This window comes from Streptococcus sp. FSL R7-0248 (genome assembly GCF_037967965.1).
Classification (GTDB): domain Bacteria; phylum Bacillota; class Bacilli; order Lactobacillales; family Streptococcaceae; genus Streptococcus.
In genome coordinates, this window is sequence record NZ_CP150201.1 from 1,331,473 (window position 1) to 1,345,055 (window position 13,583).

Annotated in this window: 11 protein-coding genes; 5 read left to right on the forward strand and 6 right to left on the reverse strand. The window is 40.2% G+C overall.

The genetic code is table 11. From position 1 onward, the window contains the following. Positions 1 to 78 precede the first annotated feature (78 nt). Both NYE32_RS06360 and NYE32_RS06365 read left to right on the forward strand, forming a co-directional pair. A complete protein-coding gene (locus NYE32_RS06360) occupies positions 79 to 912 on the forward strand; it encodes an Rgg/GadR/MutR family transcriptional regulator (RefSeq protein ID WP_037601006.1) in 834 nt (277 codons plus the stop codon). Positions 913 to 975: 63 nt separating this feature from the next. Continuing rightward, the gene (locus NYE32_RS06365) at positions 976 to 2,325 is read left to right on the forward strand and encodes an MATE family efflux transporter (protein ID WP_002891247.1); all 1,350 of its coding nucleotides are present in this window, start codon (positions 976 to 978) and stop codon (positions 2,323 to 2,325) included. 885 nt (positions 2,326 to 3,210) lie between these two features. Here the strand turns inward: NYE32_RS06365 and msrB are convergent. From msrB to manA, 3 genes are all read right to left on the reverse strand, one after another. Beyond that, positions 3,211 to 4,161 carry a peptide-methionine (R)-S-oxide reductase MsrB gene (gene msrB / locus NYE32_RS06370; protein WP_339156888.1) on the reverse strand — a complete coding sequence of 317 codons (951 nt, stop codon included), beginning with the start codon at positions 4,159 to 4,161 and terminating at the stop codon, positions 3,211 to 3,213. Between the two features lie 134 nt (positions 4,162 to 4,295). Next, entirely contained in the window at positions 4,296 to 5,624 is a 1,329-nt protein-coding gene (gene brnQ, locus NYE32_RS06375; RefSeq protein WP_339156890.1) for a branched-chain amino acid transport system II carrier protein, read from the reverse strand. Between the two features lie 212 nt (positions 5,625 to 5,836). Beyond that, complete coding sequence (manA, locus tag NYE32_RS06380) at positions 5,837 to 6,778, reverse strand: mannose-6-phosphate isomerase, class I (protein WP_013990384.1); 942 nt, start codon at positions 6,776 to 6,778, stop codon at positions 5,837 to 5,839. Between the two features lie 376 nt (positions 6,779 to 7,154). Between manA and NYE32_RS06385 the strand changes: the two genes are divergently transcribed. The 3 genes from NYE32_RS06385 to NYE32_RS06395 all read left to right on the forward strand — a co-directional run bounded on the left by NYE32_RS06385 (position 7,155) and on the right by NYE32_RS06395 (position 8,500). After that, positions 7,155 to 7,607: a DUF3290 family protein gene (locus tag NYE32_RS06385; RefSeq protein WP_195519996.1), complete on the forward strand. Its 453-nt coding sequence runs from the start codon at positions 7,155 to 7,157 to the stop codon at positions 7,605 to 7,607. Next, a complete protein-coding gene (locus NYE32_RS06390; RefSeq protein WP_339156892.1) occupies positions 7,604 to 8,236 on the forward strand; it encodes a DUF421 domain-containing protein in 633 nt (210 codons plus the stop codon). The genes NYE32_RS06385 and NYE32_RS06390 overlap by 4 nt, the downstream gene beginning before the upstream one ends. A gap of 66 nt (positions 8,237 to 8,302) precedes the next feature. Next, complete coding sequence (locus tag NYE32_RS06395; RefSeq protein ID WP_008534959.1) at positions 8,303 to 8,500, forward strand: CsbD family protein; 198 nt, start codon at positions 8,303 to 8,305, stop codon at positions 8,498 to 8,500. A gap of 71 nt (positions 8,501 to 8,571) precedes the next feature. On the opposite strand, the gene NYE32_RS06400 is transcribed toward NYE32_RS06395, so the two are convergent. From NYE32_RS06400 to NYE32_RS06410, 3 genes are all read right to left on the reverse strand, one after another. Continuing rightward, positions 8,572 to 11,301 (reverse strand): carbohydrate-binding domain-containing protein, encoded by a 2,730-nt coding sequence (locus tag NYE32_RS06400; RefSeq protein WP_339156893.1) that lies wholly within the window; start codon positions 11,299 to 11,301, stop codon positions 8,572 to 8,574. A 120-nt stretch (positions 11,302 to 11,421) separates the two neighbouring features. Then, positions 11,422 to 11,865 (reverse strand): ASCH domain-containing protein, encoded by a 444-nt coding sequence (locus tag NYE32_RS06405; protein WP_201042803.1) that lies wholly within the window; start codon positions 11,863 to 11,865, stop codon positions 11,422 to 11,424. A gap of 73 nt (positions 11,866 to 11,938) precedes the next feature. Beyond that, entirely contained in the window at positions 11,939 to 13,324 is a 1,386-nt protein-coding gene (locus tag NYE32_RS06410; RefSeq protein WP_002891257.1) for an amino acid permease, read from the reverse strand. Between the last annotated feature and the right edge of the window lie 259 nt (positions 13,325 to 13,583).

The window sequence follows — 13,583 nt, forward strand, 5'->3', positions numbered from 1 at the left end:
TTCAATTTGATACTATTATTTTAGTTTATTAATAGTATCAACTATTGAAATTTCGGAAATCCGATAAGGGAATTTTATATGGAACAAGGTCAAAAATTTAAACAGATTCGAAAACAGAGAAAATACACTATTCAGAGACTCGCTCAAGTAGCTGGATCTGTAGCGAGTCTTTCAGACTTTGAAAATAACAAAACATCACTCTCAAATGATACTCTTTTCAAACTTTTAAAACATCTAAAAGTCGAATATAATGAATTTTTCGGACAAGAATATCTTGTGGACGAAACCTACATAAAACTTGCTAATCAATTCAATCAAGCCTCAAATCATCTAGACTTTGAAGCACTGGAGCAAGTCGCAGAAAAGTTTCGCATTTTAGGAGAAACCAATTATAGTGATTATCTGATTAGTCTTTGTATTGACTGTCAGATTTCAAAACTTCAAAACCGTTCAGTTAACCAAGATATTGCTACAGAACTTCAAAACTACTTCTTTTCGATTGATATTTGGACACTTCTCGATATTAATTTACTGAATATGGTAAAGGATATCTTCACAGAAGATGCGCTAAAAATCTACATTAAGGAATTCCTATCAATACTCAATAAAAATCCTAGAAATAATTTAGATCGAATCACTTTAGAAGTTATCAGTCGTTGTATTTTCCAAATCATTCTTTACGGAAATCAAGAAGATAGTGACTACTATATAAACGAACTAAAAACTATTCAATTACCAGACTATTTCATGTTACAAAAACTCTATCTTAAAGAACTAAAAGCCGCATACCTTTATAAATTTATCGATAAGAATATGGGAATGACTATACATAAAGAAATTCTCCACTACTTGGCTTTTATGGGAGATGACGATAATTTGAGAGAATGGGACCAAACTTTCCGTCAATTATAGACTTTATTGGATAACAGTTGTACAATGATTATATAATTTGAAAAATTTAGAAAGGAAAACAGAATGCACGAAACACATTCTCTCCGTGAGCGATTCCTTGTTTTCTTCAAGATTTTTGTGCCCATACTGATTTATCAGTTTGCCAACTTCTCGGCAGCCTTTGTGGACACTACCATGACTGGTCAATACGATACCCTACACTTGGCGGGGGTAGCCATGGCAACGAGTTTATGGAGTCCTTTTTTCACCTTTTTAACAGGTATCGTCTCTGCCTTGGTTCCTATTATCGGACACCATCTAGGGGCAGGTCGCAAGGACCGAGTGGCACCTGATTTCTATCAATTTCTTTATATGGCTTTGGGTCTATCACTTATCCTCTTTGCCCTTGTTTTTCTGGGGGCACCTTTGGTTTTGAACCATCTAGGTTTAGAACCTTTGGTCAGAAAGGTAGCCCTTGGTTATTTACGCTTTTTGAGTCTTGGTATTATTCCCCTCCTACTCTTTAGCGTGGTTCGCTCCTTCCTTGATGCGCTTGGACTCACGCGCCTTTCCATGTACCTCATGCTTCTGCTCCTACCCCTCAATGGTTTCTTCAATTTCCTCCTCATCTATGGCATTGCTGGTTTACCAGAGTTAGGGGGAGCTGGAGCTGGGCTTGGAACTTCATTGGCTTACTGGGCCCTTCTCCTTATTTCCATCTCGGTTATCAGAAAGCATAAAAAGATTAAGCCCTACCACATTGAAAGGATTCAACCCCTTGATAAAGCAGCTCTGCTTGACGCCCTTAAACTAGGTCTCCCTATTGGTGGAACGGTCTTTGCGGAAGTCGCCATCTTCTCTGGTGTTGGTCTGGTTATGTCTAAGTATCCGTCACTAGTGATTGCTAGTCACCAGGCGGCCATGAATTTCTCAAATCTCATGTATGCCTTTCCTCTCAGCATTTCCAGTGCCATGGCTATCATTATTTCCTACGAATTTGGAGCCAGACGCATGGATGCCGTCAAGAGCTACAGCAAGCTGGGACGGTTGACAGCCCTAGGATTTTCTATCTTTACCTTGATTTTCCTCTATTTCTTGCGTTATGATTTGGCTGAACTTTATGGGCATGAGCCTGACTTTTTGAGAATGACTGCCATTTTCATGACCTATAGCCTCTTCTTCCAAGTGGCAGATGTCTTTGCGGCTCCGCTTCAAGGAATCCTGCGTGGCTATAAAGATACCAAGGTACCTTTTTATCTCGGTGTCCTAACCTACTGGGGCATCACCCTCCCAGTTGGCTTCTTGCTTGAAAAAGTCACTGGACTTGGTCCCTATAGTTACTGGATTGGCCTGATTGCCAGTCTTATCGTTAGTGGTCTCTGTTACCAATGGCGCTTAAATAGAATCGTCAAACGATACGAATCACAACAGTAACACACCTGAAGCAGTCTTTCCGACTGCTTTTTCTATGTCCAAATCTCGATAATATAGAAAAAAAACTCCTGCATATTGAAAACAGATAAACTGTTATCAATACACAGAAAGCTTCTTTTGATGAGTGATTAATTAAATTCAGATTTTCCTGACCTATTACCAAACTGGATTCATTAATGAAAACATAGATGTTTAATATTGAAAAAAGTATCACAGAGACCAGCTGGATCAACTAGGGCAAAATAAATCATGACTAAACCACACAGAGCTAGGAAATGATAAAGATAAACTACTTTCTCCCCTGTTTTAGGAAGTAAAAGAAAAGACCAGAACCACAAGACACAAATGGCTATTAATATGATTAGTTTATTCATCCATTCCATAATAATCTCCATCAAAAAGGTTTAGCACAATAAAATAGTCCTTAGGACTATCTGAATGTTATCACAAAATCTAACAAGCGCTGTCATTACTTCTTAAGGAAATATCTTAGTATTCTCTTGCTAGTCTTGTTTTGGTAAGTTAAGACATATAAAATCATATTGGGAGGTTGGGAAGACTCATTATTACACAAAGTACAATAATGTTTACAGACGCCAAAACCAGCAAAAGCCAAGGAGAAGGACACATTTACACTTGTCAGATTTCTCACTATTATAGTGTACTATTTTTTCTATATACGAAGTAAAACAAATTGGATAAAATTGTAAAAAAATGTAATGAAAGGTCACTTTTTTGTCCTGAACGGTTAGGTAACATGTTATGTTAGCTTTAAAGGGCTTTCAATAAATTCTTTTACAGGTAAAAGAGGCTGGTAGCAAGCAGTACCAACCTTTTATTTTATGATAAGCTTCTGCTAGAAAATCTCTTAATACTAGTGAATAATCAGTCTACTTGGTCAATTAAGTAGGCGTAACCTTCTTTTTCCATATCGGCTTTAGGCACAAATCGTGTCGCTACGCCATTGATACAATAGCGTAAACCACCCTTGTCACTTGGACCATCTGGAAAGACATGGCCAAGATGAGAATCACCCACACGACTACGGACCTCAATACGATCCATATTGTGAGAATGGTCTTCCTTGTAATTAGCTACCTCAGGACTAATAGGACGAGAGAAACTCGGCCAGCCACAGGCTGAATCAAACTTATCCTTGGATGAAAAGAGTGGCTCGCCAGTCACCACGTCAACGTAAATTCCAGGCTCAAACTGATTCCAAAGCGGACTCGTAAAGGCACGTTCCGTTCCATTTTCCTGGGTCACAGCATAGGCTTCTGGACTCAAGCTTTCCTTAAGCTCCTCCTGATTTGGCTTGTGATAAGCACTGGCATCAATGACCGGACTAGCTGCCTGATGGACATTGATATGACAGTAGCCATTAGGATTCTTCTTGAGATAATCTTGATGGTAATCCTCTGCAGGAATAAAGTGCTTCAGAGGCAACAATTCAACCGCCAAAGGCTGGCCGTATTGCTCAGTCATTTCTTGGAAAACTTGCTCGATAATTGGCAAGTCATTTTCATCGGTATAGTAAACACCCGTACGGTACTGAGTTCCCACATCATTGCCCTGTTTATTTTTGCTTATAGGATTGATAATACGGAAGTAATGTAGCAAAATCTCTCGCAATGACACTTGGCTGGCATCATAAGTCACCTGAACAGTTTCAGCATGACCCGTCTGACCAATAAGTTCATAGCGAGTCGTCTCACTACGCCCATTAGCATAACCCGAAACAGCATCTAACACACCTGACACACGAGAGAAATACTCCTCAACACCCCAGAAACAGCCACCAGCAAGATAAATAGTATGATTATTAGGATTTGACATTTTTAACACTCCCTTCAATAGATACTTGCATCTCCACGCCTTAAGTTTAACGCTTTTGAGAAGATTTCGCACTTATGGTGACTTGGAGAGACAAAAAAAATCCCACCACATATTATGTGATAGGATTAGTATTTTTATTCCATTTCAAAGCTTTCGCTCTTAATCTTATCTGGTAAGATGAGAGACAAGAGGATGCACAACATGGCTGGTATCAACCATGGTAAGGAAGCTCCTGACAATGGTAGGAAGTTAATGAGGGCATTCAGTCCTGCAAGCTTGAACTGGCTGCCAAGCACGCTAAGCAAGGCAATCAGCGTTACTACCGCAACTGTAACCTGCATACCAGGTTTAGACAAGGCCACGAACTTGTTGGCAATCACAATCATGACAATCGTAATCGTGATTGGGTAGAGAATCAAAAGCACTGGCACTGAGAAAGCAATGATATTGTTAAGTCCCAAGTTGGCAATCGCAAACCCAATCAAGGTAAAGAGAATGGCGTAAGCCTTGTAGGATACTTTCGGAAATGCCTTGTGGAAGAATTCTCCTGTCGCAACGATAAGTCCTGCAGTTGTTGTGAAACAAGTCACTGTCACCATGATAGCTAGGAAAATCTGAGCAGCTGGTCCAAAGATAGCTTGTGTGGCTTGTGACAAGACGCTAGCACCAATATTGGCATCTTTTGGTAGGCCTGCCACTTGGAGTGGGAAATGATTGCCCAAAAAGGCTAGTCCCAAATACAAAGCACCAAAGAGAAGCGTCACTACAAAACCAACGACCCAAATGGTAGAGATATACTCTTTCTTAGATTTAAAGCCTAGTTGGTTGAGAGTGACTACTGCCACTACACTGAAGGCCACAGAAGCTAAGGCATCCAAGGTGTTGTAGCCTTCCAAGAATCCCTTACCAAATGCAGAAGCTTGATAAGCTTGGCTAGCTACCTGAGGACTGTGAGCACCGTATTTAAGTGCTCCTGCCACAATAACCATAACAATCATAATAGCAAAGACAGGTGTTAAGATACGTCCAATACTATCTAGAATTTTAGATGGGTTCATGGCAATCCAAAGTGCTAAAGCAAAGTAGATTACGGTAAAGACAAAGAGCCAAAGGCTGGTATGTCCACTGCCAATCAAAGGCGAGAAGCCAATCGAAAAGGCTGCTGCTGCCGTTCTAGGAATGGCAAAGAAAGGACCAATAGACAGATAAAGGACTGCCAAATAGACTAGGGCAAACTTAGGCGAGATTTTTTGTGAAATCTCATGAATGTACCCCTTAGGATTTAGGGTCCCAATCACCAGCGTTAGGATGGCAATACCAATACCTGATAGGACAAACCCTGCAATCGCAGGCCAAAAATGACCTCCAGATTCAAAGCCTAGCTGAGGCGGAAAGGTCAGATTTCCGGCTCCAAAGAACATACCAAACAACAATAAAGCTGTAAGGCCTCCTTTTTTTAACATAAGTTTCTCCGATCTAAGACAAACAAGATATCATCTCAAAAAAGATAACTTGTTTATTACTATTTTAGTCAACTTACTTAGTATGACATGATTAGTTTGGAACTTCAAGCTATTCAGACTTATTAGGAAAGGTTTTTAAAATTGCAAATTTTCTGTATCATTGTACGAAAAAACTAGACAAGATTCTTATCTCGTCTAGTTTGATAGTTTAATTAAGGATGACTAACAATCAATTCAAGCTCTCCCTGAATTTCCCAAGCTTGAACATCGCTTGGTAGAATGAAGTGGCTTCCTTTTGCAATTGGATATTCTTGACCATCAACAAGGAGACTTCCTTGACCGTCAAGTACACTAAACAAACTGTAATCTGCAGTCTTTTCAAAATAAGCCTTACCTGAAATCTCCCATTTATAAACGGCGAAGAAATCACTTGCTACTAAAAGCGTTGATTTGAGGTCATCTACTTTTGTTGTGACTGGGCGACTGTTGGCAGGTTCACCAATATTTAGGACATCGATAGATTTTTCCAGATGGAGCTCACGCAGGTTGCCCTGGTCATCCTTACGGTCAAAGTCATACACACGGTAGGTTGTGTCACTTGACTGTTGGGTTTCAAGAACTAAGATACCTGCACCAATAGCATGCATGGTACCACTTGGCACATAGAAGAAATCACCTGCTTTAACTGGAACCTTAGTCAAAAGATTTTCCCAATCCTTACTTTCAATTTGCTGACGCAGTTCTTCTTTTGATTTGGCATTGTGGCCATAAATAATTTCAGCACCTGGTTCAGCAGCAATGATATACCAACACTCTGTTTTACCAAGTTCACCTTCATGTTCAAGTCCATAAGCATCATCTGGATGGACCTGCACACTGAGCCAATCATTGGCATCCAAAATCTTAGTCAAAAGTGGGAAGACAGGTTCTTGACGATTGCCAAATAACTCACGGTGCTCTGCATAAAGAACATCTAAAGTTTGACCGGCATAACGACCATTCTTAATAGTAGAAACACCATTTGGGTGAGCAGAAATAGCCCAGTACTCTCCGACATGGTCACTTGGAATGTCGTAGCCAAAGACATCACGTAAATGCGTACCACCCCAGATTTTTTCTTGCATAACAGATTGTAAAAATAATGGTTCAGACATAATTACTCCTTTTTCTAGGAACGAGAGGCCTTAACATTTTTTGGAATTCAAGAAAAGGTGTTGACTCTCTTAGAGATTAACAGTGAAGTCTTACATAAAATAACCAATCTCTTTAAGTTACCAGACTTCTGATTCTCGAAAAATTTAGGCAAGTTCTGATTGTTGATTACCTCAATTATAAGCATAATTTGTGAAAATATCAACAAAGTCCTTAAAGAAATCACAAAATTTGGCTTAATGGCTGCAAGTCATTTCAATAGCAAATTTCCTTTAAGAATCCTACTCATTCCTTCATTTTTCGGATAGACTGATTGAATTTAAAGACTTTTTAACCTATAATAATAATACTAGAGATATTATGAAAGGAAATCTCTCAATGAAATTCTATTCCTACGACTATGTGCTAAATCAGATTAGCCAACAAAACTGGGTTATGGTTGCCATTACTGCAGGACTTATTTTAGTGACCGGCGTATTTGCTTTTAAGGCCTTCAAAGAACGCCATGATACTAAGTTTCGTGAACTCTCTATTATTTCTATTTTAACCTTAGTTGCCGTGGTTCTAATTGCTATCAGTAATTTCCAAAGCAATCAATCAAACAATGACCAATTTAGAGCATCTCTTCACTTTATCGAGATTGTGTCTAAAAATCTCGACGTTGATAAGAGTAAAGTTTATGTCAATACTTCTACTACTACAGATGATGCTATCCTCAAAGTTGGAAACAAATACTATCGTGCCATCTCAGGTTCAGAACCTGACAGCTACTTGCTAGAACAAATAAAACTTTACAAGTCTGATGTTGAACTCGTGGAGGTTAAAAAATGACATCTTTTTATCTTGCTGTTGCAATTAAACTAGCTTTGGGGCTTATTTCACTCGTCTTTGTTATCAATTTAACAGGTAAAGGAAACCTAGCACCTAGCTCAGCTGCTGACCAAGTACAGAACTTTGTTCTTGGTGGAATCATCGGTGGTACAATTTATAATAGTACCGTTTCCATCCTTCAGTACTTTGTTATCCTGATTATTTGGACTATTTTGATCTTACTTCTTAAATGGCTCATCACCAATATTCGCTTCATCAAACATTTGATTGACGGTAAACCAACTCTCATCATCAAACAGGGTCAACTAGATCCTGAAGCTTGTCGCTCTATAGGACTTTCAGCTTCTGATGTCGCTTTAAAATTACGTTCTCAAGGAATTTTTCAACTCAAAGAGGTTAAACGTGCAGTTATTGAACAGAACGGCCAATTGATTGTGGTCCGTTCTGGCGATGAAAATCCAAAATATACAATCATTACTGATGGGGTCATTCAAACAGAAATTCTTGATACTATTGGTAAAACGGAAGATTGGTTAAATGAAGAGCTTCAAAAATTAGGATATGAAAACGTTTCGGATATCTTTATTGCTGAATACGATAAAGGAAACATTAATGTCGTTACTTATTAAACAAATCACTTGCATTACCGTTTAATATTGTCTACAATGGTCTCATCATAAAAAGGAGGTTCTACTATGGGAATCGAAGATAAATTGAATCAAGCTAAAGGCGCTCTTAAAGAGGGTGCTGGTAAACTGACTGGCGACAAAAAGACTGAAGTCGAAGGTGCTGTTGAAAAAGTGGTAGCAAAAGCAAAAGACGGTATCGAAGATGTTAAAGAAGGCGTTGAAGGTGCTGTTGAAGGCCTTAAAAATGCTTTTTCTAAAAAATAATAATAAATAAACAGAAGCTCTTTTCCTTTTTTGAAGAGGGCTTCTGTTTTTCTTTATGTTCTTAACTAGAATTACTTACGAGAATGCTTGCTTCCTTTAATTGCAAATGATGTTGTCATAAGTACAGCCCCTAATGCACCTAGTCCCAAACTGCTCACATCACCAGTATTTGGTAGACTTGATTTACTTGTTTGATTGCTTTGTGAACTTTTAGATGACTGATTAGCCTTAGAGCTTGTTTGGGTATTTTGTTTCTGAGCAAGATTAGTTTGTACGACTGAGCTTACATTTTCCTTTTGACTTGAAACTTCTCTTGTCTGACCTTTTGCTGCTTCAGAAGTTTGATTTTGAGTAAGAATCTTATTCAATTTCTCAGCAGTCTCTTGAGCTTGTTGTTGGGCACTGCTTGATGTATTGGTAGTTGCCTGTTCAGGCTGTGCTTCTGCTGACTGATTGGCAACTGCTACTTCAGATATAAGTGATCGTACTTCAGGCTCTGCAGCTCTAGTCGTTGATGAACCTTGACCTGATGGGCTTGTGCTTCTGGCTGTCGTTGCTGAAGTAGTTACATCTGCTTGGTTCGCATTACTTGCTACTGAATTGCTAGCAGTCGCAGAGGCTGAGGCATTCGCAGTTGGAGACATTGTGACACTAGCAGTCGTAGAAGTTGTGGTACTCACATTTGGAGACGTTGAGTTACTTGTTTGACTAGCAAAGTTTGATGGGGTAGGACGTCCAGTATTAGCCGTCTGGCTTGTTGAACTTGTACTACTTGTGCTAGTTGTATTCTCAGAACTTGTCGAAGCAGATTGACCCCATGGGGTATTGACGGTACCCGTATTTGTAGAGCTGCCACCATAGCTAGTTGGTCCGCCGTAGCCTCCGAAGTTATCAGACATTGAACTATTACCAAAACCACCACCTGGGAAGCCGCCCATGCCACCAGCACCAGGACCATTGTTTGTGCCTTCTTCAGTAGCTGTTGCAGTCACACTAGCACCACTTGATGTCGTAATGGTATAGGTTTCACCCGAAGTTAGACTCTCGGTACTAAAGACCACATTTCCAAATGAAGTTGTTGCTGTTGTGGTCGCTACAACATTTCCAGAACTATCTGTAACTGTGATGGTATCTCCAGCACTACCAGAGATGTTGGCCATGATATAAGACTGGCTTGAACCTGTTGTAAAGGCTTGAGCCATTCCTTGGTTACCAATAGCCCATACAGTACCGCCAGAAATAATACCTGTTCCATCGTAGTCGATAGCAGCATTATCTGCACTTGTCTGAGCGACGTAGAGAGAACCACTTTTCACTGTCACATTGCCGTTACTGTCGATACCATCACCATCTGCCAAGATAGTTACCGTTGCACCGTCAATATTGATGCCCACTTCATTTTCCAAGTCAGAAGTCGAATTGGTTAAGCTTGAAGTATCAGCGCTGTCCTTGGTCGTCCACTCAGTGGCGTTAATACCGTCATCACCAGCAGTGATATCAACGGTTCCACCTGTCAAATTGATATAACGCCCTTCAAGGCCTTCGTCACCTGCTACAACTGTTACTTTAGAATTGCCTTCGACAGTCAATTCATCTGTAACCGTGATACCTTTATCAGTTGCATTAATGGTTACCGTTGAGTCGGTAATCGTCAAATCACCACTGTTCACATCTGTTTCGTCTTCGACCTGAATACCGTCATCAGTTGCCGTGATGTTGACTGTGGCATTTTTAATAGTTACAGCTTTCGTCGCATTGATACCATCCTTTGCCTCAGAAGTCAAATCAAGTGTTACAGAGTCAACCGTTACACTGTCAGCCTTGATGGCGTGCTTTTCAGTGCTTGAAAGGGTCAAGCTACTTCCAGTACCACTGGTAATGGTCAAGGCTCCCGCTGCTTCAATTGCATTAGCAGATGTTGAAGAAATAGAACTGTCTGAAAGGACATTAACAGTCAATTCTGCTGAAGAATTGGAAGTAATAGACGAATCCGTTAAGGTCACACCATCCAAGTAGATTGTAACTGGATCTGTCACGCTACCTGACACAATAATGGTATAGCTTGAACCATTTCCGGTCAAAGTGTATGATCCTGCTTGATTGATGGTAATTGTCGTTCCATCAACTGTGACAGTACCGCTATCACTTGTTACCACGGTTGTTCCATTGAAAGTAATCGTTGTCGTTGAGCTTTCTGAATCACTATCTTCAGACTCAGTTGTCGTTGCCTCAGAAGCAGTATCAGAAGAATTGTTAGTTAGAACAGAAGCCGTTTCTGAGGCCGTCGCTTCAGTGGTATTTGTGTTTGTATTAGTGCTAGTGTTTTCTTCTGTAGTGGTCGTTGCTGTATCTGAAGTCTCTTCAGTTGTGCTTTCAGCAGTTTCAGAAGAACTTGCTTCTGGAGTTGCGGAAGTACTTGAATGATCAGATGTTTCACTGCTTGTTGATGTAGCAGGCGTGTCCTCTGTCGTACTTGTTGTACTTATTGTTGACGAATCAGTGTCTGAAGTTGAAGCCGCAGTTGAAGTACTTGTAGCCGATTCTGTGCTTGTTTCAGTAGTTTCTGATGTATTGTTGGTCTGAGTACTTTCTTCAATCAAATCGGCAGTGGTTTCACACGTCGTAACCGTTGAGAGTGTTGATTCAGTGTTCGTCTCATCGGCTGAAACCTTATTTTCATTTAGGACGACCGAGCTACCAAAAATTAAGCTAGCTACTAGGACTGATCCTGCTGTTTTCCATTTTGATGATTTTTTAATGGCATAACGTTCTTGTGTTTGTTTTGTATCTTTGTATGTCATATGTTGGACCTCTTTCTTACTTTTGAGACGCCTCTATTAAACACAAGAAACCTAAGACAAGACTTAAAGAAAGGTTAATCTTTCCTTAAAGTAAAAAAGTCCCCAAGATATTGGGAACTTTCAATCTCTAGGATAAACTACTCTAAATTCTTCTAAAACAACTAGACTGTCCTGACTAAAATGTAATCCAACCTCTTCCAACCAATTGCTAAAGAGATTCTCATGAAGCTCTTTCCAATAGGTTAGCCCACGGTCTCCTTCACCTTCCTTGTAGGCATGGTCTTTAGAAACCTCTTTAAATGGGATGACCTCAACTTTCGTCGTTTCAATAATACAAATAGCATTCTCCTTACTATCAAGAATGACGCTCAGTTCATTTTCCTTGGGCAATGGTTCATTCCCCACTGCATACAAGTCAAAAGCTGAACTGGTTGCTGTCTTTTGCCCCATCAATACGAGTTCTGCCAAATAATCTGCTTCCACGCCAAAGGCCCAGGCATCAATCTTATCTCCGATTGTCTGATTTAAAATCTTATAGGCTTGCCACATCTGGTCTGATTTCATCAATCTACTCCTGCTTTTACTCTCCTTCCATTATATCAAAAAACGCTAGATCATCAGACCTAACGTTTTCATCTTAATACTTAGAATGTTTGTAACCGTAAAAGGCATAGATCGCTGACCCAATTAGCACTGCCAAACCAAAGGTTAACCATGTCTGCCAACTGTACTGACTCATAAAGGAGAGGCAGACGATAATTGAAATAATGGGCAAGACAGGAACAAATGGAACCTTAAACTCATCCTTCTGTGGCAAGCCCTTGTCCTTACGAAGAATAATGAGGGCAATAGCCAAGAGGACCAAGTAAGCCAAGGTCGCAATGTTAACCAAGGATGCCATATTGGCCAAAGAGAAGATACCTGCTGAGATAGCTGACAAAACACCTGTCAAAAGCGTCGCATGATGTGGAACCTTATTAGTCTTTGAAACCTTTTGGAAGGTTTGAGGAAGGAAACCATCACGCGCCAGGCTATAAACCATACGGCTAAGGGCATAGGCCATTGAGATACATACCGTAATCAAGGTCATAATAGCAACCACTGATACGTAGTTGGCTGCCCAAGAAATACCGATATAGCGAAGGGCATAAGCCACAGCATCATCAACATTCAACTTGGTATAGTGAACAACTCCTGTCAAGACCAGCGAAACCACTGCATAAAGTGAAGCTACGATAATCAAGGCAAGAACGATACCTCGAGGAACGTTCTTTTGCGGCTCTTTAATCTCGTCTACTGTCATAGAGATAGACTCGAAACCAAGGAAACCAAAGAACATGAGGGAAGCACCCGCCATAATTCCTGTCTTTCCTCCATAAATTTGTCCAAAGCCAAATGGTGCAAAATCTGCCCAGTTGCTAGGATTCAAATGGAAGAGACCCACTAAGACAAAGACCGCTAAGGCTGAAAATTTGAGTACTACCAAGAGGGAGTTCAAACGTAAAGCCTGTTTAGAATTCATGAGAAGAAGAGCTGTCACCAAGACCAAGACCAAGACTGGCAAGAGGTCAATGTAAGTACCCTGACTGGGATTGAAAGGTCCACTGATGGCTTGAGGCAACTTAAGACCAAAGCTAGCCAGTAGCCCCTTGAGGTAGGCACCCCAACCAGAGGCCACACTGGATACAGCATTCATAAAGACAATCATGGTCAACCAGCCACCCATCCAGGCAGGATACTCCCCCCAGACAGCATAGAGATAACCATAAACACCACCAGCCGATGGGTAACGTGAGGCAAACTCAGCAAAGAAAATAGCTGACATCCCAACACACACGGCTGAAATCAAGACCGAAATAATCAGAGCAGGACCAGCTAGAGTCGATGCTGCGGTACCAGTAATTGTAAAGATTCCTGTCCCAACCATGGCACCGATTCCCAGAAGGACTACATCCCTAAGGGTCAGATGTCGTTTCATCTCAGTCTGAGCGAGACCAACATCCTTTTTACGAAAAATACTCATTTTTATACTCCATTTTTTGCGAAATACCGAACTATTATACCATATATCTTGGCCTAAAAGGGCCCCTTTCTGTATTTTTATACTTTTATTGTTGAATGCTATACCGAAAATGGGGACTCCCAGTGCTTGCTTTTTAATTTTACATACATCTCTATCAAAAGAAACTTGCTAAAGTGGTTCTTTAACATTCATTTTGTTTCTAAAATCCTTATCTCGAAAGAATTTTCAATTTTTAGAAAAAAACATGAAAATATTATGA

Coding starts and splice junctions, on each gene's coding strand:
- NYE32_RS06360 (WP_037601006.1), top strand. CDS start 79: ATGGAACAAGGTCAAAAATTTAAACAGATTCGAAAACAGAGAAAATAC.
- NYE32_RS06365 (WP_002891247.1), top strand. CDS start 976: ATGCACGAAACACATTCTCTCCGTGAGCGATTCCTTGTTTTCTTCAAG.
- msrB (WP_339156888.1), bottom strand. CDS start 4,161: ATGTCAAATCCTAATAATCATACTATTTATCTTGCTGGTGGCTGTTTC.
- brnQ (WP_339156890.1), bottom strand. CDS start 5,624: ATGTTAAAAAAAGGAGGCCTTACAGCTTTATTGTTGTTTGGTATGTTC.
- manA (WP_013990384.1), bottom strand. CDS start 6,778: ATGTCTGAACCATTATTTTTACAATCTGTTATGCAAGAAAAAATCTGG.
- NYE32_RS06385 (WP_195519996.1), top strand. CDS start 7,155: ATGAAATTCTATTCCTACGACTATGTGCTAAATCAGATTAGCCAACAA.
- NYE32_RS06390 (WP_339156892.1), top strand. CDS start 7,604: ATGACATCTTTTTATCTTGCTGTTGCAATTAAACTAGCTTTGGGGCTT.
- NYE32_RS06395 (WP_008534959.1), top strand. CDS start 8,303: ATGGGAATCGAAGATAAATTGAATCAAGCTAAAGGCGCTCTTAAAGAG.
- NYE32_RS06400 (WP_339156893.1), bottom strand. CDS start 11,301: ATGACATACAAAGATACAAAACAAACACAAGAACGTTATGCCATTAAA.
- NYE32_RS06405 (WP_201042803.1), bottom strand. CDS start 11,865: ATGAAATCAGACCAGATGTGGCAAGCCTATAAGATTTTAAATCAGACA.
- NYE32_RS06410 (WP_002891257.1), bottom strand. CDS start 13,324: ATGAGTATTTTTCGTAAAAAGGATGTTGGTCTCGCTCAGACTGAGATG.